General features: G+C 52.8%; 14 protein-coding genes. 11 read left to right on the top strand and 3 right to left on the bottom strand.

The window, feature by feature from the left end; translation table 11 throughout:
- Positions 1-4: 4 nt before the first annotated feature.
- Positions 5-679 carry a TetR/AcrR family transcriptional regulator gene (locus WW58_RS13700; RefSeq protein ID WP_012419431.1) on the top strand — a complete coding sequence of 225 codons (675 nt, stop codon included), beginning with the start codon at positions 5-7 and terminating at the stop codon, positions 677-679.
- A 25-nt stretch (positions 680-704) separates the two neighbouring features.
- Here WW58_RS13700 and thiE read toward each other — a convergent pair whose 3' ends face one another.
- A complete protein-coding gene (thiE, locus tag WW58_RS12030; RefSeq protein WP_022198413.1) occupies positions 705-1,349 on the bottom strand; it encodes a thiamine phosphate synthase in 645 nt (214 codons plus the stop codon).
- A gap of 87 nt (positions 1,350-1,436) precedes the next feature.
- Here thiE and WW58_RS12025 point away from each other — a divergent pair, with 87 nt between their 5' ends.
- The 6 genes from WW58_RS12025 to WW58_RS12000 all read left to right on the top strand — a co-directional run bounded on the left by WW58_RS12025 (position 1,437) and on the right by WW58_RS12000 (position 12,955).
- Entirely contained in the window at positions 1,437-2,483 is a 1,047-nt protein-coding gene (locus tag WW58_RS12025; RefSeq protein WP_102739048.1) for a quinone-dependent dihydroorotate dehydrogenase, read from the top strand.
- 32 nt (positions 2,484-2,515) lie between these two features.
- Complete coding sequence (gene dnaE, locus WW58_RS12020) at positions 2,516-6,040, top strand: DNA polymerase III subunit alpha (protein ID WP_046438013.1); 3,525 nt, start codon at positions 2,516-2,518, stop codon at positions 6,038-6,040.
- A gap of 4 nt (positions 6,041-6,044) precedes the next feature.
- On the top strand, positions 6,045-6,608 hold the full coding sequence (locus WW58_RS12015) for a GNAT family N-acetyltransferase (RefSeq protein WP_046437928.1): 564 nt from the start codon (positions 6,045-6,047) through the stop codon (positions 6,606-6,608).
- Between the two features lie 652 nt (positions 6,609-7,260).
- On the top strand, positions 7,261-8,661 hold the full coding sequence (locus WW58_RS12010; protein ID WP_046437926.1) for a glutamate decarboxylase: 1,401 nt from the start codon (positions 7,261-7,263) through the stop codon (positions 8,659-8,661).
- 1,220 nt (positions 8,662-9,881) lie between these two features.
- Entirely contained in the window at positions 9,882-12,422 is a 2,541-nt protein-coding gene (locus tag WW58_RS12005; RefSeq protein WP_180975835.1) for a ligand-binding sensor domain-containing protein, read from the top strand.
- Between the two features lie 53 nt (positions 12,423-12,475).
- Entirely contained in the window at positions 12,476-12,955 is a 480-nt protein-coding gene (locus WW58_RS12000) for a hypothetical protein (RefSeq protein WP_146023934.1), read from the top strand.
- A 333-nt stretch (positions 12,956-13,288) separates the two neighbouring features.
- Here the strand turns inward: WW58_RS12000 and WW58_RS11995 are convergent, their stop codons facing one another.
- The gene (locus WW58_RS11995; RefSeq protein WP_102758705.1) at positions 13,289-15,286 is read right to left on the bottom strand and encodes a beta-N-acetylhexosaminidase; all 1,998 of its coding nucleotides are present in this window, start codon (positions 15,284-15,286) and stop codon (positions 13,289-13,291) included.
- Between the two features lie 221 nt (positions 15,287-15,507).
- Between WW58_RS11995 and WW58_RS11990 the strand changes: the two genes are divergently transcribed.
- Complete coding sequence (locus WW58_RS11990; RefSeq protein ID WP_022198406.1) at positions 15,508-16,302, top strand: hypothetical protein; 795 nt, start codon at positions 15,508-15,510, stop codon at positions 16,300-16,302.
- Between the two features lie 169 nt (positions 16,303-16,471).
- Positions 16,472-18,259 (top strand): chloride channel protein, encoded by a 1,788-nt coding sequence (locus WW58_RS11985; RefSeq protein WP_022198405.1) that lies wholly within the window; start codon positions 16,472-16,474, stop codon positions 18,257-18,259.
- A 25-nt stretch (positions 18,260-18,284) separates the two neighbouring features.
- Here WW58_RS11985 and WW58_RS13695 read toward each other — a convergent pair whose 3' ends face one another.
- On the bottom strand, positions 18,285-18,458 hold the full coding sequence (locus WW58_RS13695) for a hypothetical protein (RefSeq protein ID WP_288143461.1): 174 nt from the start codon (positions 18,456-18,458) through the stop codon (positions 18,285-18,287).
- Here WW58_RS13695 and WW58_RS11980 point away from each other — a divergent pair.
- Positions 18,457-19,983 carry a sigma-54 interaction domain-containing protein gene (locus WW58_RS11980; RefSeq protein ID WP_022198404.1) on the top strand — a complete coding sequence of 509 codons (1,527 nt, stop codon included), beginning with the start codon at positions 18,457-18,459 and terminating at the stop codon, positions 19,981-19,983. The two genes, WW58_RS13695 and WW58_RS11980, sit on opposite strands and share 2 nt — an antisense overlap.
- The gene (locus tag WW58_RS11975) at positions 19,980-20,879 is read left to right on the top strand and encodes a phytoene/squalene synthase family protein (RefSeq protein ID WP_022198403.1); all 900 of its coding nucleotides are present in this window, start codon (positions 19,980-19,982) and stop codon (positions 20,877-20,879) included. The genes WW58_RS11980 and WW58_RS11975 overlap by 4 nt, the downstream gene beginning before the upstream one ends.

The raw sequence follows: 20,879 nt of genomic DNA, 5'->3' as shown, positions 1-20,879 counted from the left end.
GGAGATGTCTTCTACCCGCAAATCCCAGTCCGACCGTTCTGCGGAAACCAGCGGCAAAATCCTCCGTGCTGCACAGAAGCTTTTTGCCCTCAGGGGATTTAATGGCGTGACCATGAGGGCGGTCGCTTCTGAAGCAGGAGTTAATCTGGCTTCTATCGTTTACTATTTTGAGAATAAGGAGGGACTGTATCTGGCTGTTTACAGACAATATGCGGAACCTCTGATGAAAGCGCGCATGAAGATGCTGAAAGAGGCGGATCTTCATCCGTCCCTGAGGGCGTATGCCCGTGCATTTATAGAACCTGCTTTTCGGCTATTTCTGGATGAGAGCCTGGGAGGGCCGGATCATGTCCGTTTATTGTGGCGTTTGCCGCAGGAGCCGGAATATCTTGGAAGAAAAATCTATGATGAATTTTATGCTCCATCTATCCAGGAGATGATAGCAAGAATTCGGAGATTCTGTCCGTGGGATGATGAGCTTTCCTTATCTTGGCATGCGCATATCATGAGTTCCATCTTCCATGCTACGTTGGGGAAATATGTCGCGTGCATGGATCTTCAAGAAAAGGAACCGTGGATGAAGGATCAGGAGCACATTTTGCAGATGATTGTGAATACCGCCGTTTTTCTGATCTCCCGTCCGGCTCTGTCTCCGGAGGAAGAGGAAAGGCAGGGATAACATGGATGGGGGTGCGCGTTTTTCGTTACGCTTCTCCCAGTTCTTTTCTGAGAGTTCTGACTGTTCCCGTGATGTCGGGGTGTGTAAGCAGCCAGGAAACGATGACTACCCTATTTGCCCCCGTCTCCAGTACGGAGAGCAGTGTGTTCCCATTGATGCCGCCGATACAGAAGACAGGGAAATTTTCCGGTAGCTGTTGCTGTACGCTTGCGATGTCTTCCAGGCCAATGGCCTGTCTTCCCGGTTTGGTACCCGTGGGGAACAAGGGCCCAAACCCGATATAGTCCGCCTGCTCTCCACATGCACCCAGGGCCTGTTCAGGACTATGCGTGGACCGTCCTATAACGGCATCCTTTCCCAGCAGCCCCCTTACGGATGCCAAGTCTCCGTCATCCTGTCCCAGATGGACGCCGTCTGCGCCGATGTTCAGGGCAATTTCAGGATAATCGTTGATGATGAAAAGACAGCCGTATTTACGGCACAGGGGGGCAAGCTGGCGCCCCATATTTTCAATGTGTTCCGGGTTATGGTTTTTTGCCCTTAGCTGGAGAATGCGCAGGCCGCCTGCCAATAGTTTTTCTGTTACAGGGAGTAGTTGATGTTCAGCTGTATATCCCATATCTACAATACCGTACAGACGGCAGGATGAGAGGCATTCCTTCCTGTTCATGGCAAGGGATTGTACCGGATAAAATCATCCCGGCAAGACGCTTCCCATTCTTGACCCTAAAAGAGGGTGTGATACACTCCCCGCATTGTGTCACCCGCCTTATATTCCGCCGCTAAAAGTGTATTATTCCAAATGAATCCGGAAACTGCCCACAAGGTGACCTTGTGGGGGTTGCGCCTGGCAGAAAAAATGCGTGTACTGCCTCTAGTAATGGGGGAAGTTCCTTCGGATCCTGTGGAAATCCTGGGGATGAAATTCCTCAACCGGGTGGGACTTGCCGCCGGAATGGACAAGGAAGCGGATACGGTAAGCGCTTTTGGCCAGGCCGGATTCGGTTTTGTGGAAGTGGGTACGCTGACGCCCCGGCCGCAACCGGGCAATGAAAAGCCCCGCCTGTTCCGGCTGATTCCCCAGAAAGCTATTATCAACCGGATGGGGTTTAACAATGAAGGTATTGCCGCCGGAGTGGAAAACATTCGTTCCGCCACTCGTTTTCACGGTGTTCTGGGTGTCAATATTGGGAAAAATAAAATAACTCCCAATGAGGATGCCGCCCAGGATTACCTTACTTGTCTGCGTGCGGCTTGGCCTGTGGCGGATTATATAGCCATTAATTTCTCTTCTCCCAATACGCCAGGCCTGCGCGACCTTCAGGCGGCGGAACCCGCTGCCCGTCTGCTGGCTTCCCTGAAATCGGAGCAATCCAACCTGGCTGCGGAAACGGGTCGCCATGTGCCCATTTTTATGAAAGTGGCTCCTGATGTGACAGATGAGCATATTGCGGAGCTCAGCCGCGTTTTTCTGGATGAGGGACTGGATGGTCTTATTGCTACGAATACGACTCTTTCCCGCGTCGGGGTAGAGGCCAATCCTCGGCATGAAGAAGCAGGCGGCCTGTCCGGCGCTCCTCTGACGGAACGGTCCACGGAAGTTATTGGAGCTTTTGCTTCCGAATTGAAAGGACGTATTCCGATCATTGGCGTTGGAGGCATTATGAACGGGGCGGATGCCGTCGCCAAAATCAAGGCTGGAGCCAGCCTGGTGCAGCTTTATACCGGCTTCGTTTATCGCGGCCCGGACCTTATCCGGGAATGCGTGGAAGCCATGAAGGCCGAATGCCCTGTTCACCGCTGATTTCCTTTATTAACCGCTTACAGGATCCATCCATGCCCGGTTCCTTCGTACACCTTCACAATCACACGGAATATTCGTTGCTGGACGGCGCCGTCCATATCAAGGACCTCATTGCTGAGTGTTCCCGCATGGGGATGCCCGCCGTTGCTGTTACGGATCACGGCAATTTGTTCGGAGCCATTGAACTGGTCATGGAGACAAACAGCCTCAATAAATCCGTGGCCGCCTGGAACAAGGAGCATCCGGAAGGACCGCAGAAGCAGGAGGTAAAGCCTATCTTTGGTTGCGAGGTTTACCTTTCCCCGACGCCCATCAGCGTGAAAAAACAGCTTCCCGGCCGCCGCAAATACACACATCTCCTTTTGCTGGCGGAAAATGAAACCGGGTGGCAGAATCTGGTTAAACTGGTGTCCCGTTCCCACTTGGAAGGCTTTTATTATAAACCCCGCGTGGATATGGAAACCCTGAGGGAATTTCATGAGGGCCTCATCTGTTGTACAGCATGCATTGCCGGACCGCTTAATGAGTGGCTGCTCAATGACCAGCCTGAAAAAGCAGAGGAAGCCCTTCTGGCGCTAAAGGATATTTTTGGGGACGACAATATTTTTGTAGAGCTTCAGGACCATGGCATGGAGGAACAGAAAAAATGCCTGCCGGAGCTGGTGCGTATCGCCCGCAAGACCAATACCCCCATTGTTGCCACCAATGACGTGCACTTCCTCAGGAAGGAAGATCACGACATGCACGATGTTCTGATTTGCATCGGAACCAACGAAAAACTGGCTTCCCCAAAACGCATGCGCTATTCCACGGAAGTGTATTTGAAATCTCCAGAGGAAATGCGGGAGGTGTTCAAGGATTATCCGGAGGCCGTGGAAAATACGTTGAAAATTGCGGAACGGTGCAATGTTACCATCAAGCTGGATTCCACCAGTACGGAGAAATACCCCGAATTCGGCACGCCGGACGGGTCGTCGCGCGAAGAATACCTGCGTAAAGTATGCTATAAGGGGCTGGAAGAACGGTACGGAAAGGAACGTGTAGCTGCAGATAAGGAATTGCGCGATCGTCTGGATTATGAACTTGGAATTATCAACCAGTTGAAATTTCCCTCCTATTTCCTGATTACGGCGGATTTCATCAACTGGGCCAAGGATCATGACATTCCCGTAGGTCCCGGTCGCGGTTCTGCAGCCGGTTCCTTGGTGGCTTATGCCATGAAAATCACGAACATAGATCCTCTGAGATTCGGATTAATCTTTGAACGTTTCCTAAATCCGGAACGCGTCAGCCCTCCGGATATTGATATTGACTTTTGCCAGACACGCCGGCCGGAAGTAATTGATTATGTTCGGCAGAAATACGGAGAGCGCGCTGTTTCCCACATTATTACGTACGGCACCATGGGGGCCAAGTCCGTACTCAGGGACGTAGCCCGTGTGATGGATATGTCCTATGCGGACGGGGACCGTATTTCCAAACTTATCGAAACCGGCCCCAAGGTGACTCTTCAGTCCAGCTACAAGAGTAACGAGGAGCTGAGGGAGTTGATTGCCTCTGATGAGGGGTATGCGGAATTGTGGGGGTACGCGACCCGCCTGGAAGGCTTGATCCGCAACGTGGGGGTACATGCGGCAGGTGTTGTGATCGGTGACCGTCCCCTGGACGAGCATGTGGCCCTCACCCGTGACGATCTGTCCGATCCTCATGCCGCTGTCGTCGCCCAGTGCGACATGAGCGCGATTTATGAAGTGGGGCTTTTGAAGATGGACTTCCTGGGTTTGAAAACCCTGACCGTCATGCATGATGCGGAGCAATACGCCCGCTGGCGCGTGCCGGAGTTCAAACTGGATTCCGTCCCTCTGGATGACCGGGAAACCCTGGACTTGCTGAACAGGGGAGATACGATGGGGGTTTTCCAATTGGAATCCGGCGGCATGGTGGACACTTGCCGACGTTACGGGATTCAGAAAATTGAAGACATCATTGACTTGCTGGCTCTTTACCGACCGGGAGCCATGCAGTTTATGGATGAAATGATTGAAGTGAAGAAGGGACTGCGCCAGGTGGAGTATGAGCATCCTTTGCTGGAACAGGTCAGTGGGGAAACCTACGGCGTGATGATCTACCAGGAACAGGTGCAGGCGGCGGCCAAGCTGCTGGCCGGCTATACGCTTGGCGGGGCCGACCTTCTGCGGCGCGCCATGGGCAAGAAAGACCCGGCGAAGATGGCCAAGGAAAAGGCCCACTTTGTGGAAGGATGCTGGAAAACAAACCAGATTGATGAAAAAACGGCTACAGCTATCTTTGACAAGATTGAAAAATTCGCCGGGTATGGTTTTAATAAATCCCACTCCGCCTGCTACGGGCATATTTCCTACTGGACGGCCTATCTCAAGGCCCACTTCCCTGTGGAATTCCTCTGCGGGCTGATGTCTAATGAGGCGAACAATGACAAAATCGGAGTGTTCATTCAGGAAGCCAACCGCATGGGTATTGAGATCCTGCCTCCCGATGTGAATAAATCCATGCTCAAGTTCACTCCTGAGAAAATGCCCTCCGGCAAGCTGGCCGTGCGTTATGGGCTGGCGGCCATTAAGAACGTGGGAGAGGGGGCTATGCAGATTCTTCTGGAAGAAAGAGAGAAGAATGGGGAATTTTCCAGTATGGAGGACATTTGTAACAGGCTGGATTCCAAATCTGTCAACAAAAAGATTCTGGAATCCCTGATTCGTGCGGGAGCGCTGGACTGGACGCTGGAGCCGCGTTGTGTTCTGTTCGAACGTGTGGACCTGGCCCTCAGCGGAGCTTCCCAGGTACATAAGGATAAGGCTCTGGGGCAGGGGTCTCTGTTTGACATGACCTTTGAAGCGCCCAGGGTGAAGGATGAACCTGCCGTTCCAGAGTGGTCCAAGGAGCAGCGTATGGGAGATGAAAAGGATCTGTTGGGCGCTTATTTTTGCGGCCATCCCCTGGACTCCATGCGCGGTGTCATTGATGCGGAAAAATATACCCGCATAGGACTCATTGACACGCTGGAACCACACGAACTCAAGCAGAAGCACCAGATTGCCGGCATGGTTCGTTCCGTCACCCCCAAAATCAGCAAGGCCGGTAGAAAATTCGCCATTCTGACGTTGGAAGATTTTACCGGCAGCATAGAAGTGTTGTTGTGGTCGGATGTTTATGAAAAGGCTCAGGAAATGGAGGGAGGCCTGGAGCCGGGCGTTTTCGTCTCCATGCGAGCCAACATCCGGGAGGATGACCGTACATCCTCCAAAAGCGTGGCTGCCCAGAGCATTGACCCACTTGGAGGCAAAAAGCGCAAATCCAAATCCGGGGATCAGGGGCCTCTGAATATCATTGTCAGTCCCCTCCGCCACACGAGAAAAAATCTGGAACAGATACGGGATATTCTAAAAAGGTATCCCGGTCGTTCCAAAGTCAATCTCACCATCAAGGACAGCCTGGGCCATAGCCAAATTCTGGAACTGGATGAACGGTTTCGCGTGAATCGCTGCCCGGAGCTGGAAACAGAGCTTTCCATGTACAACTAAGGCCATGCCGGGAGGAAAACTGTCATTGCCGGAATCTGAACGCCTGGTGTTACGGGAGTGGCGGGAAAAAGACTGGCCTTTTTTTGCGGCTATGAACGACAATCCCCAGGTGATGCGTTTTTTTCCCGGTGTCATGACGGACAAGGATTCTCTTTCCATGTGGAACCGTATGCGGGAAGAACTGGATGAAAGAGGGTATGGATTGTACGCAGTGGAATTGAAACATTCCGGTTCCTTGATCGGCCTTCTCGGCTTTCATTGGGCTGATTTTGAAGCGGACTTTACACCGTGTGTGGAAATAGGCTGGAGGCTTGTGCCGGAAGCCTGGGGGTACGGATACGCTACGGAAGGCGCCCGTGCATGCCTGAAACATGGTTTTGCACGATTCGGCTTTGACAGGGTATATTCTTTTACTGCTTGCGTGAATTTTCCTTCACAAGCTGTGATGCAACGTGTTGGAATGCGAAAAATAGCGGAATTCAATCATCCCAAAGTAGCTCCGGATTCCATTCTTTATCCGCATGTACTTTATGTGAAGGATACCTTCCGGAAAATTGAACGGGAGTAATCTTGAAGGAATGCCACCTGTTGACCGGGTAAAAAGTGCAGGGAGGGGGAGAAGGCACCTCTGCTGCCAGCCGTGGCTTAAAAGGGTGTAACTTGCCACGGCATTAACCCGGTATAGGTTGAGTATTTCTTCCCCCTGTCTGCACCAGAAGTTGCTCATCAGGAAAAGCGGGGAAGATTCCACGATGTTGGTTTTATTATTGTGCAGCAGTTTTTTTGATGGAAATTCGGGTTAATCCGTATTTTTCCCTTTCTGAAAGTGCGCATGCACGCCTCGGCATCAGGAACCGTAAAAGTCCGTGACACAGTTTTTTCCAATGGATGTTGTATTGTTAAGATAGGGGGGTAACACATTATCCCGTCTGGGAATTGCATCCGAAAACGTCCGTTTCTCTTAACTGTCATAATATGGAGATGTCATACATAAAGTTATCTGGAGATATTGGCGAGTTTTTATAAAGATATTTGCAATTAAATAATTTTTAGTCATCAATGAATGATGAAATAAATCTCGACTCTGTGTTTTTCCGGGAAAATTATACCTAGGATAATGACAATGGAAATATGAACGCTTTTATTCGCGGGTGCTTCTATCCTTCATGCGGGTTGCCTTTCACGGTTGGCCCGGAAACGATGAAACAATAGATACCGTCATGTTTGATCCAAATCAAAAACCCGATACAGCCCGGGCGGAAAATTCCATTTTCGGTTCTCCGGAGGCAGATAACCTTCTCCCCAAGGATGAGTTCCCGGATTATGCGATGCGCGCGGAGGACGCTTTCCAATTGGTGTCCGATGAATTGATGCTGGACGGCAATGCCCGCCAGAACCTTGCAACCTTCTGCCAGACCTGGGATGAAAAGCAGGTCAGGATGCTGATGAATCTCAGCATTAACAAGAACATGATTGACAAGGATGAATATCCCCAGACAGCCGCTATTGAGATGCGCTGCGCTGCCATTATTGCCAATCTTTGGAATGCCAGCCAGAATGAAAAGCCTATTGGTTGTTCCACTATCGGTTCCAGTGAAGCATGCATGCTTGGAGGCATGGCCGCCCTGTGGCGCTGGAGAGCCCGCCGGAAAGCCGCCGGCAAACCCATTGACAAGCCCAACCTGGTATGCGGCCCTGTCCAAATCTGCTGGCACAAGTTCTGCCGCTATTGGGATATTGAAATGCGTGAAATCCCGATGGCGCCCGGAAAATGGAAGATGGATGTTGACAGGATGCTGGAACAGATTGATGAGAACACCATCGTTGTGGTTCCCACGTTCGGAGTGACCTATACGGGTGCTTATGAATTGCCGGCGGAAATTGCCAAGGCCCTGGATGATTATGAAAACAAGACCGGCATCAGCGTTGACATCCATGTAGATGGAGCCAGCGGCGGTTTCCTTGCTCCGTTCTGCGCCCCGGATCTTGTCTTTGACTTCCGCATTCCCCGCGTCAAGTCCATCAGTGCTTCCGGCCATAAATACGGATTGGCTCCGCTCGGAGTGGGCTGGGTCGTTTGGAGAGATATTTCCGAACTGCCTGAAGGGTTGATTTTCAATGTCAACTATCTTGGCGGGGAAATTCCCAATTTTGCCATTAACTTCTCACGACCGGCCGGACAGATTATCTGCCAGTATTATGATTTCATCCGACTGGGCAAGGAAGGCTATACGAACATCCATACACAGGCCTACGAAGTAGCGAAGTACATTTCAGATGAGCTTTCCAAACTGGGGCCGTATGAATTCATTTGTACGGGCGATCCGGAAAAAGGTATTCCCGCCGTCTGCTTCTTCATCAAGGATGGAGCCCGTGCGAACTACACGCTCTTTGACCTTTCGGACAAGCTGAGAACCCGCGGTTGGCAGGTGCCCGCCTTCACGCTCCCTGCCAACTGTCAGGATACGGTGGTGATGCGCGTCATGGTTCGCCAGGGCTTCTCCAAAGATTTGGCAGACCTGTTCCTGGAAGACTACAAGCGCATGCTCTCTTTCTTCGAGAAACACCCGGTCTCTTCTCCGATGACGGCGGAAGAAGGAACGGCTTTCCACCATTCCTGATGGAAGAAGCTCTGCTGAGCGATTTTTGTTGGATGAATAAGTGTGTGTAAGCGCAGCTCCGCAGTTGTCAAGGTTTGTGCGTGGACCTGACGGCTGCGGAGCTTTAATAAGTGTTTATTTGATACGTTTCGATATTTCAGCAGGGTATTCAACAGCCCCAGGGAGGTAATCCGGGGCGGAAAGGCTGTTCTGCTATGGGCCGGATGCAGAATGATATGTTCCTTTTCTTTGTTGTGGAACGGAAAACCTCCCTCTCCAGAAATAATCCGGAGGGGTTGGATAGGTCAGGGAGGTTCGTTTTTTCCGTTTATCTAGAAGTAATAATTGGCACCTGGGTATGAGGAAAGAACGTACGGGACGGCATAATTCTATCTGTCGTGAATTTGGCCGTATCTTTTAGGGAGGCGATGTTTCATACCCCCGGCTTGGGGCTCAACAGAAACCTGCAGACCGCTATTATAATCGCCCGGATAGGCCATCTAGGGAGAAAACCGGGGGCTTTATTCCATCTTTTTTGTCTTCGCTTTCTTCTTTTCCGCCTGTCGGACTGGTTCCTCCCTCCTTTCCTTTGGTGGCTTTAATATACAGTTGACCGTCAGTCCCGCTTTATGAAGCAATACCTCATTCATGGTCGGAAGGGTGCTGCGTGACTATGCCGGAACTGGTTGCTGGAATCAGGTCCGGAAGAATTGTTCGTGTTGGTGAGGACAACACTTTCTTTTTCTTTGGCCATCATCGGGAAGCCCTCCTCCGGGAACGTCCATATTGCCTCCTATTGCCGCTTCGGAAGAGTAGATGGCTTCTCCTTCGGATCTTGAGCTGTGTTTATTCTCCTGCCTCAAAAAAGGCCGGTAAATATAACTTTATATGGGGAAACGCATGGTAGGTTTGAAATTTGAATCAGAGAATAACCGGGGAAAACATGTTGAAAAAACGGAATGCCGGACGTTGCTATCAGGCCTGTTCCCTGTATTTTCCCATCCAAGCATAAAAAAGTATTAGTGAGGATTTTCTTGGAATTGATGTTTTTAATATAACTAACATATATTAAATTGTTTATGTGCATAATTCTAAACGAATTATGCCGTATTTTGTTTGGATAAACTTAACAATAAATTGAAAATGGCGTTGACAATGATAAAAACCGATAATATTATCCTGCAATAATCAGGAGATAGTTGGTTATGTTGATTAAATTCAAACACTTCGTAGGGACATTTGTGTTGATTTTCCTTTTGTTGGGGGCGTGGGCGGCAGGAAAGGTCGTAACCGTCCAGATACCGGAGCAACTTCCGGAATGTCCGGTCCGTTTTATTCGCGGCACGCTGGTAGCTGGCGACGGCTCCATTTGGGCCGTAGGAGAAAAAGAAAGCATTTACCGCCTTCAGATTGGGGACCGGACATATGAAAAATCGTGGCTTAATATGGATTATTATTCCGGTTTCCCCAAAGGAAAGAATTTCACCTGTATCGCGGAGGACAGGCAGGGGCGCATCTGGGCGGGCACGGATGACAGCGGCGTAGCCGTTTTTAACGGAAGGGAATGGAAGATGTATGACCGCAGCAATGCCCTAAATGGAGAGCATGTTTATGCTTTGGCCATTTCTCCCGTTTCCGGGGAGGTGGCCGTCGCCACATCCGGAGGCGTATCCATTTACGATCCTGCAGGCGATTCATGGAAGACGCTGGACAGGTCCACCGGCCTGGTGGAAGACCAGGCGGCTTCCGCAGGTTTTGATACCAGGGGGAATTTGTGGCTGGCCTATGCTTGCGGCGGGGTATCCTGCTCTTCGCGCCAGTCAAAGTATATGCAGTGGAAAAATGTTCAGGCTCCCTGGTACTGGGATAACAGGCAATTCGCCCGTCAGCCGTACCAGCCGTATGGTGATGGTTTGCCTTCCAATATCTGCAATGTTTTGACTTGTACGGATAAGGGCCAGGTGTTGGTAGGTACCTGCTCAGGCTTGGCGTACAGTAACGGCATTAGTTCTTGGCGTTATATGAGAGGGCGTGATTATGCCCAGAAAAACAACCATCTGTATGGTTCTGCCGCACGGAAGACTGCGGTGCCGGGGGAGTCGAATTCCAGAATGTTGTCTGAAGATTTTATTTCTTCCATTATCCAGCAGGGAAAGGAAATTTTCATCGGCTACCGGATGCAGGGAGTGGATGTTCTGGATGCTGAAAAAATGACGGTGAATCAGAGAATAAGGAAGGGGCTGGAAAACGTGGATGTTCCTTCCTTGCTGGCGCTTCAGGACGGGAGTGTTTGGGCGGCGACATACGGACGGGGCTTTGTTCGTCTGAAAAAGGGGACTCTGGCTTATAAACTGGACAGGGAACAGCTGGACAATGAAGTCCCGTTCCCTCGTCCGGCGCAGATGGAGGAGCCTTCTGTAGTGCTCAGAAGGTTGGAAAGGCTGGGATCCGATGCGCATGCGGGGAAGAATATTGTGTTCCGGGGGGAGGACTGGACTACAAAAGGGGACTGGTGCGGGAAGTACGGGCACACGCGTGCCACGCTGTGCGCCACGAATGCCCCCATGAGCAATTCCGAATTCAAAGCCAAGCCTATCAAGTTCCGTACCCTTTCTTCCGTTCCCGGACATCCCGGATACAAGGGGGCCTTGTCACCCTACTGGATTCAGGGGCTGATGGGGCTCAACCGCAAGAAAGGGGACGCTTTGCGCTGGTGGGTGCATAGCATCAAGGAAAATGATAACCGCAACGTTCTTTTCGACCCTACGGATTCCGTGCGGACAGAGGCGGAGTGGGATGACCACGGAGAAGTGTATCCGGGCTTTGTGGATGGACCCGATATATGGGTAGCCGTAGAGGTGCCGGAAGGTGTCCATGAAATAGCCCTGTATTTTTACAATCCCAACGGTTATCTCACCAATGAATTCAGGCGGGATTACGTGGTGGAAGCCAGAAGGCACCCTTCCACCGCTCCCCTTGTGTTCCAGTTCAATATTGAGGGGGATCTTGCGATAGGAGAACAGAATAATTGGGGGAAGGAACTTGCTGCATCCATGGAGCAGTGGTATTCCTACCCGGTGGAGGCGCGCACACGCGTTTCCAGATTTGCGGGGTCCGGGGTTTATAAAAGGTTCATGAGCAGGAAAGGGGGGATTTACCTGTTCCGTATTTGCCGGAACGGTTCCTTTAATACCATTTTAAACGGCGTGTTTGTGAATGAAAAAATACCGTGGGAAATTCGAATGCCTGAGGAATTGCCTTATTACGTATCCGGTGCTCTGGCCGGTATTGTCCCCACTCCGGAAAGGGTGAGTGGAGCTACTCTGGGACAGAGGGAAAAGGCTGTGTGCAAGCCTCTGTATGAGTTGCAGTATACGCGCAAGTACCTGACTCCAGCTGCGTGCAGTCTTCAGAACAGGTATATTCTTTCCCTGTGGCGGCAGGCCCGGGAGAGTCGGGCCGAGGGTGGTTGCCTGGCGGACTGCCTCCAGTGGGAAGCCAGAGTAAGCGACGACCGTGTGAGAGCTTCCTTCGATGAGACCATGAAGCGTTCTTGGGATCAGAGCCAGATTTATTATATTGGCAACAGGTCCCGGGATTTCATGCCGAATGCCCCGGGTACTGTTCCTTTTTCTCTCAGCGAATTGCGCCTGATGGCCAAGCTGCGCATCGACTGGAGGCAGTATCGGGACGATGCGAAGACCCCTCCTGAAAAAACTGTTCAGGAAATGAAAGAATTCCTCAATAAGGAATTGCTGAAACAACAACAAAGTAGAAAATAACAATGAATAAAATTGCCTGTGCAATAATGGTTTCTCTCTCAGGAATCTGTCTCTTGAAAGGGGAAACAGTGCCGCAGAAAACGGAATGGAAAGGGGGACGTCTCATTTATGATGGAGTCATCATCAAAAATCAGTTCAATCTGCCTCAAAAAGGAATCAAATACCATGATGAGGATAGGTTGTCCTATGATGTCATGGACACCACCATTGAAATGAGCACCACCCTTTCCAAAAATCCTCAATGCGGCAGGGAATGGTGTTACAAGGGAATCAGCCATATTGTTGTTAAATATTCCGGCCCGATTTCCGATCCGATAGACGGGGGAACCATCTATTTTGAACCATACTATAACCACCATATCTGGTTTGATAAGAAAAAGCATGGGGAATGGGGGATTTTGTACTCCAAAGTCTATATTATTACCCGAATCAAGAATGCGAATATTGAGGATGTCAGAGACTATGGAATCAGCGGGGAGGACGGAAGCATCTTTTTCCAGTATGTGGAAAAAGTGGTAGATGATAACATGTAAATTCCGTCTGGCTTTCCCGGATGAAAATCATCTTCCGCCGATTCACGGTTGTTCAGGCTCCGGAGGTTCGTAAGCAACGACCTCCGGAGCCTTGTTAAGGCAAGGTTGATTTCAGGGTAAGCCTTTCTGGTTTAAAGTATCAATTTCGTGCCGCTTGATGGAAGGGGTGTCTTCCTCTATGAAAAGACATGCCGGCGCCCTTGGGAGGCCGATGATACTGAAAGGCTTGTGTCCGTAACCATGAGTCTGCGGATGCAGTGCTCCGTTTGTCGGAGTAAAGGGGGCTCTGTGTGAAGCCCCTGCTGTTTCTGGTATAGGACGGGGACGGTGTTTTTATGGCGTTTCAAAATACACTGTCCCGTGGGAATCCCGGCCTCCGTCCCCTTTGAATTTTGCTTTGACAGTATAGGTTGCTCCTTGCCTGGGTTCCGGGGCATTCAGAATGTACTGGATATTTTCCTTATGGGCGCCGCTTCTGCCCGCATGGGCGTCCCGGGAGATTTCCCGGGAATTTTCATACAGGGCTACGGATTCGATTTCGATGGCGTGGGCACCTTTGTCGTACAGCAGGGTGACAGTGTGTTTGCCGGACGCTTTGACCAGTTTGGTAACGTCAAACGAATGTTCCTCCCGGGTCAGGGTGGCAGGCGTCCATGTGCCAATCCTGGGCGTATTGAAAAAGTCAGATTTGTCTATTTGGCTGATGACGTTCCGGGCAAACTTGATCCCCATCAGATCCATACGCTCGCTATACGCTTTCAAGCGTTTTTTGAAATCCGGAAAATCCTTTTTACCGGCGGGAGTCCAGCCGACTTCCGCAAAGGCGCAGGCACGGGGGAATGCCTGGTAATGCAGGCGTTCCGGTGTGGAAATCCATTCCGTCCATACTTGGGCGCCCAGTCCCTTGACTCTGGAATGGTACTGTTCCTCCAACCCGGGGAAAACGGGTTCGAACCCATATGCCTTTTGCAGGGGAATGCTGCCGTAGCTGTAATCCAAATAGGTGGAGGTGTGGAGAGAATTGATAACGTCGTGTCCGTCCCGGATAGCGTTTTTAGCCAGGCCGGTGTTGCCCTTCCAGAACTGGATGACGGCGTTTGTATCCAGTTTGGCGCCGGCTTTTCCTCCTCCGTCCCCATTGACGTCATGTCCGTAAATTTCATTCCATCCCATCATGCGGCGCCCTTTTTGGGCAATAATGCCGGACATGCGGTTGGTGAAATGCATCTGGACGTCCGCATAACTTCTCATGCCGTTTTTTTTCATGAATTCCTCAATTTCCGGAACACCCTTCCATTGCTTGTCATAGCGCACCTCATCTCCGCCAATGTGGATGATTCTGCCGGGGAAGAGCGCCGTGATTTCATCCAAAACATCGGACAGGAAGGCATAAGTTTTTTCCGAGGTGGGATCGAAGGCCGTATTGACGATGAATGTGGTGGGCACTTCCCCGGGAGTTTTCAGGCTCAGGAAGGGGTATGCTACGGCGGCGGCACTGGCATGGCCCGGCATTTCAATTTCCGGAACGATGGTGATGTTTCGGCGGGCTGCGTATTGTACGATATCTCTGATCTGTGCCTGGGTATAAAAGCCTTCATGCGGCGTTCCGTCTGATTTACCGCTGTTCCATGTGCCGATTTCTGATTCTCTGCGTTTGGAGCCAATGGAGGTCAGGCGCGGATACTTCTTGATTTCAATGCGCCATCCTGTGTCGTCCGTCAGGTGCCAGTGCAGGATGTTCATTTTCAGCAGAGCCATTTGGTCGATGATCTGTTTAATGGTTTTCTCGCCAAAGAAGTGGCGTGCTTCATCAATCATCAGCGCCCGCCAAGAGAACCGCGGGTAGTCCGTTATGCGGAACGGAGTTTCAGAAATATTCCACCGGACGGCGGATTTATCTGCCGTCCGGTCGTGGAAGACGAAGGGCATCATCTGGACCAGGCTTTGCCCCGCGTAAAAGATGCCCCTGGCATCGGCTGCGGAAAGGATGATTCCGTTTGGGGATGATTGGATGGAGTAGGCTTCTTCTCCTCTGGCGGCAAGGGTTGGGTCTTTTTTGATGACGATGCAGGCGGCTTTTTTCGACGCTTGCCCGGCCGGTTTAAGGGGAAGGGGGAGTCCTGTCCCTTCGCTGAGCATCTGCTGCAATTGCCCTGCCTGATCCAGGAAAGACTTGTCCTGTGTTTCCGTGATGATGAGGGAATCCGGTGTGAGACGGGCCGGACTTCCTGTGAACAATGTGATTTCCGCCGGTTTCGGGATGATTTGTTCTTGTGAGAAGGCTGCGGGAAGGAAGGTGGACAGGGCGAGTGCGGGGATAATGAATTTCATGGACACGGTTATAAGTACAAAGACTGCTGACACAATCTTTCATGGGGAATTCGTTTTTTTGGCTCTTGGAACTGAATATTGTTTTTTCATGCTGGTCTCATCTTTAGAAGGTCTTTGTCCGGGTGAGGGCGTAGTATCCGTTTACGGCTAAAGCGGTGTGCGGGTACGCATGGGTGGATGGCGTCGCCTCCGGATATGCCGTTTTAGAAAAATTTCCAGCCATGACCAATATGAAGATGAATACCGTAATTCTGTTGTCGCTGGCGGCCTGCACCGGCATGCTGGCGTGTCCCGGAGCCTGGGCGACGGCGGTCTGCCAAGAACAGTCCTACCACCTGAAGACGGCATGCCCCCACCCCCTTTCCCTGGCCGGTCCTGCGGATGAGCGTGTTTATTTGCGATTTCAGGCGGGGTGGGCCAGCAAATACGAGTGCGAGGGCTTGAACTTGTGGGACGGTTCTCTCTGCATGTTTGTTCCTGAAATACAGTATAAAGAGTGGGTGGGGAAAATATGGTACGGTGTTTCCACGGATCACCGGAATCATGCGGAGCTGAAATACCGGCTGGACTACGTCAGGGAACTGGGCAACTGGACGGTCATGCCTTGGTATGAGCACAGCTTTGTTTTTCCGGGAGATAAGGGAATCCCGCGTCCCGGATTGAAGACGACCTACCATTTTTCCGACCGCTGGTTTGGCGGCGCGGACCTGTACTGGCAATATAACAACCATACGTTTCGCGGTTATTACGCCGTATTTGCGGGGATGCATGAAGAAATAGCTGATTGCGTGCGGGTGGATGCCGTAGTGCGCTACGGTTACAATGGGGGGTATGTAGGCCCGGTGGTGCACCATGGTTCCAATGCTCTGGATTATAATCTGAGCGTTACCTTCCGTGCTACCGGGCGCCTGACTGTGGAATTGTTCACCAATTACAGCCAGGCGCTGACCGTGGTAAAGCAAAAGGGGCTGGGGGATGATTTCTATTACGGCGTCAATTTGAAATATACGTTCTGACTACCGGCGCGGGGGCCAGGCCCCGAAGGGGGCCCGTAAGAGCCGTCTGCGGATCCGTTGAAAATCTTCTCTGGCTCCGGAGGGGCATGGGGCTGGGCAGTTTTTTCTTCCGTATCGAACAGCCGGAGGTATTTTTTTGTCACAATGGAATAGTATTGCCTTCTTTTCTATGAATTCTCCACTCCCCCAGTCCCAGCCGCCGGATTCCGTCTGGTACGGATGGATTTTAAAACTGTTCCATCATTGGAAGGTGGGGGAAAGGCAGGTTACTTATGTATGGGCCGTTCTTGTCGGCATGGTGGGCTCCTGCATGTCTCTGTTTTTCGAGTGGATGGTGGAAGTGATCCAGTGGATGCTCACCGGCATCTGGTCGGATTCCCGCGTAGGAACCTTTTCCCTGGTGGAGCCGGAATGGCGCATGTTTATTCCGGTGGCGGGCGGCCTGGTGGCCGGCTGCATTCTGCTGTTCCTGAAGAAAAGGATGCCGGGGCAGGCTACGGAATACATGGAGGCCATGTCCATCGGGAACGGGCTGATCAAGTTCCGGGCCTCCGCCCTGAAAGTTTTTTCCGCGGCATGGAGCATCGCTTCCGGCGCGGCCATCGGCAAGGAAGGGCCTATCATCCAGTCTTCCGCCCTGATTGCGTCTACCGTGGGGCAGCGTCTGCACGTATCCATTCCGCGGCTCCGTCTGCTGGTTGGCTGCGGAGCGGCAGCCGGGTTCACGACGGCGTTCCATGCCCCTTTTTCCGGCTGCCTGTTCGTGAGTGAAATCATCATCGGCACCGTGAGCATGGATATTCTGGCCCCCCTGCTCATTGCATCCTGTACCGGGTTCGTGATGCTGCATCTGCTGGGGGATCCCTCCCCTTTGTACAGTTCCCCGTTTGAAAGCTTTACTGTCTTTTCCCAGTCTCTCTGGTGCATCGCCTTGGGGGCGGCGGCGGCCGTGGCGGCCAGGGGATGGGTCAGTTTGCTGGATGCGGCCGCCAGATATTTGAATGGCCGCCAGTCCCTTCTGCCGCTGCGATTGGCGGCCGCCGGGCTGGTCGTGGGGATTCTGGCCGTTTTTTATCCGGAAGTGGTGGGCAACGGTCAGGCTCTCATTACCGGGCTGGTCCATGAGGATTACGGCACGCGGGAGGCGCTCGTCCTGCTTCTGGTGAAGGTGTCTGCCGTGGCGGTGGTGTTCGGCTGCGGCACGGTGGGGGGAGCCATGACGCCCACCCTGTACGTGGGGAGCATGGTGGGTTTTATCTTCAGTACGGTTCTGACGTCTCTGGGAATGGAGGGCAACCATACGGTGGCGTATGCGATGGTGGGTATGGCGTCCTTTTTCGCCGTAGCTGCCCAGGCCCCCCTGACGGCTCTGGTGATGGTGGTGGAGTTTTCCATGAGCGGACAGATGATTTATCCCTTGCTGATCGGTGTCGTAAGCGCTTATGGCACGGGAAAACTGATTCGCGCGCGTTCCATGTATGCCGCCAGCCTGGCCGGCAGTCCGGCGTCCGTCGTCAGTCTGCCCATGGCGCAAGTCCATGTGCATGACCTGGCGCGGCACGTGGTGCCCCAGGTGGCCCCGGATGCTTCCCTGGATGATGTCTCTTCCCTGATGCTGCGGAATCCCGGAGATCTGGTTTTTGTGGTGAATAAGGATGGAACTTATGAAGGGGCCATCTATCCGGAGGACTTTCTGGCGGTTCGCCGGCAGATGGAGGAGCGGAAGGGGGCGGCCCCGGCCGATGCCGGGTCCCTGGTCCGTACGGGCGCTCCCGTGCTGGACGCCGGCACCCATCTGACGGATGCCTTGAAGCTGTTTGAACAAACCCATCTGCCAGCCTTTCCCGTGGTCTGGAAGAATACCGGTCGGCTGGACGGCGTGCTGTACCGCAACGCGTTGTTCCAGGTTATCACGGAGATGATGAAACGGGAGTCCGGCGGAGACGTGGGCATGTAAAACGGAACGAAACAAGGGATGTATATTACATTTTTGTAAAAATCTTTTGTTCCCCGTTCGTAATATCATCAAAATTAATTGCTGGGATGTTATCCATATTCCCCGTACCGTTTTTTTGCCCGGCTGCATGGCGGTGGAAGAAAAAGTAGTTGGTATGGCGGGGGCGTGCGGTTAATATTCGCCCAGCCCCGGATTGCATGAATGAAATAAACAGGTCACCGGATTTGGAGATGGTCGTGCTGAAAGAAATCAGCTCCGCCATTGTCAATGAACGCAACGGCACGGCTTTGCTCCGGCATATTCTGGATGTGCTTTACCGCCGCATGAAAATGCTGCGCGGCACGTTCACCATCCGCCGCGGGAACGATTTGATGATTGAAGCCTCCCACGGCCTGGACGAGCAGGAAATGAAACGCGGCCATTACCATGTGGGGGAAGGCATTACGGGGCATGTGGCAGAAACGGGCAGGCCCCATGTGATTGAGGATATTTCCCGGGATTCCAGGTTCCTGAACCGTACCCGCACGCGCAAAAGCGGTGAAAAAGTAGCCTTCATCTGCGTTCCCATCATTCATTTGCAGCAGGTCATCGGCACGTTGAGCATTGACCGTGCCGTGGACCGGGACACCGACCTGGAACGGGATCAGAAACTGTTGGAGATTGTAGGCAATATTGTTGGGGATGCTCTGGCTGCCAGCCTCCAGGCGCATGAGGAACGTGCCGCCCTGGTCGCGGAAAATGAAAAACTGAGGGAGCTTTTGACGACTAATCCGGGCGAATTGATTGGCAATTGCAGCACTATGCTCCAGGTGTATGAACAGATCCGCCAGGTGGCGCCCAGCGATGCCACGGTGCTGATACGGGGAAGTTCCGGAACGGGGAAGGAACTGGTGGCGCGCGCCGTGGTGAATCTGAGCGGCAGAAAGGATAAGCCGCTGGTCACGCTGAATTGTGCGGCCATGCCGGAGAACCTGCTGGAAAGCGAGCTGTTCGGTCATGAAAAGGGTTCTTTTACCGGGGCCACCAGCCGCCGCATCGGTCGGGCGGAGGCGGCGGACGGCGGCACCCTGTTTCTGGATGAAATCGGGGATTTAAGCCTTCAGATGCAGGTGAAGCTGCTGCGCTTTCTTCAGGAAAAAACCTTTTCCCGCGTGGGAAGCAACAGGGAGCTTCATGCAGACGTGCGCTTCATCGCCGCCACCAGCCGCAATCTGGAGGAATTGATGGCGGCGAACAAGTTCCGGGAAGACTTGTACTACCGGCTGAACATTTTCCCCATCGTTATGCCGGACCTCTCCAAACGCAAGGGGGACGTCATGCTGCTGGCGGAACATTTTCTTTCCAAGTTCAACCTGAAATACGGAAAGGATATCAAACGGCTGTCCACTCCCGCCATCAACATGCTCATGGCTTACCACTGGCCCGGCAACGTCCGGGAGCTGGAAAACTGCATGGAACGTGCCGTCATTACGGCGCAGGACGACTGCATTTACGGTTACAACCTTCCCGCCTCCCTCCAGATGCCCAGCCATGACGTCCCTTATTCCCGTGACGGGGAGGCTCCTGCCGATTTGCCGACCATGGTAGATTCCTTTGAACGGGAATTGATTGTAGCCGCATTGAAACGTTCTCCGGGCAATATGTCCGCCGCGGCCCGGGAACTGGGCATTTCCCCGCGGGTACTCCATTATAAGATGCACAGGCTGGGCCTGCAGAAATCATGAAAGGCCTTGACCATCTTCTATCGGCCGTCTCCCGGTCCTTTTATCTGAGCATGCGCTTCCTGCCCCGGGAAATGCGCTCCGGCGTGGCCGTGGGCTATCTGCTGGCGCGTGCCACGGATACGGTGGCGGATGCCGTGGATATGGATTGCCGGGAGCGCCTGGCGCTTTTGAGGATGATGGGAGAGACGGTGGCCGGCGCCGCCTCCCGGGAGGTCGCCGCCACCTGTTTTGGCCGTCTGGGCGTTCTTTCCACAATCCAGACGCACCGGGGAGAGGCGGAATTGCTGGCCCGTTTCCCCGAATGCCTGGCGCTGCTGGAAAACCTTTCCCCGCATGAACGGACGCTGGTGCGGCAGGTGCTGGCCTCCATCGTGGAGGGACAGGCGTGGGATTTGATGTATTTTGAAAGCCATGCTGCCGTCTCATGTCCGGAACAGCTGGAACATTATACTTACATGGTGGCCGGCTGCGTAGGGGAATTCTGGACCAGGCTGGGTTTGCTGGCTCAGGGGCCGGGCTTTAGCACGCAGCCGGAGGAGCAGCTTTTGCGCTGGGGCAGGCACTACGGCATGGGGCTGCAGTTGGTGAATATTCTGCGTGACCGGGAGGAAGACCTCGCCCGCGGAAGAAGCTACTTGCCTGCCCCCGATGACCGTCCATGGCTGGACCGTGCGGAACGCTGGCTGAAGGAAGGGGTGTTTTACGCGGAATCTCTGCGGAACGGGCGGCTGCGTTTTTCCACTGTCCTGCCCGCTTGGCTGGGGCTGGACACGCTGGAATTGCTCCAGCGGGCGGATCGGCGGCATCCGTCTTCCGGGAAGGTGAAGATTGCGCGCGGAGACGTTTATTTCCGGATGTGGAAAGCCTTTCTTTTTTCCTGGAAGGAGGCTCTGTAG

The organism is Akkermansia sp. UNK.MGS-1 (genome assembly GCF_000980515.1).
GTDB classification, from domain to species: Bacteria; Verrucomicrobiota; Verrucomicrobiia; order Verrucomicrobiales; family Akkermansiaceae; genus Akkermansia; species Akkermansia muciniphila.
The sequence above is the reverse complement of the archived record's forward strand: the minus strand, read 5'-3'. Positions and strand labels throughout refer to the sequence as shown.

Coding starts and splice junctions, on each gene's coding strand:
- WW58_RS11990 (WP_022198406.1), top strand. CDS start 15,508: ATGACCAATATGAAGATGAATACCGTAATTCTGTTGTCGCTGGCGGCC.
- WW58_RS11975 (WP_022198403.1), top strand. CDS start 19,980: ATGAAAGGCCTTGACCATCTTCTATCGGCCGTCTCCCGGTCCTTTTAT.
- WW58_RS12010 (WP_046437926.1), top strand. CDS start 7,261: ATGTTTGATCCAAATCAAAAACCCGATACAGCCCGGGCGGAAAATTCC.
- WW58_RS13700 (WP_012419431.1), top strand. CDS start 5: ATGTCTTCTACCCGCAAATCCCAGTCCGACCGTTCTGCGGAAACCAGC.
- WW58_RS12015 (WP_046437928.1), top strand. CDS start 6,045: ATGCCGGGAGGAAAACTGTCATTGCCGGAATCTGAACGCCTGGTGTTA.
- thiE (WP_022198413.1), bottom strand. CDS start 1,349: ATGAACAGGAAGGAATGCCTCTCATCCTGCCGTCTGTACGGTATTGTA.
- WW58_RS11980 (WP_022198404.1), top strand. CDS start 18,457: ATGAATGAAATAAACAGGTCACCGGATTTGGAGATGGTCGTGCTGAAA.
- WW58_RS11995 (WP_102758705.1), bottom strand. CDS start 15,286: ATGAAATTCATTATCCCCGCACTCGCCCTGTCCACCTTCCTTCCCGCA.
- WW58_RS11985 (WP_022198405.1), top strand. CDS start 16,472: ATGAATTCTCCACTCCCCCAGTCCCAGCCGCCGGATTCCGTCTGGTAC.
- WW58_RS13695 (WP_288143461.1), bottom strand. CDS start 18,458: ATGCAATCCGGGGCTGGGCGAATATTAACCGCACGCCCCCGCCATACC.
- dnaE (WP_046438013.1), top strand. CDS start 2,516: ATGCCCGGTTCCTTCGTACACCTTCACAATCACACGGAATATTCGTTG.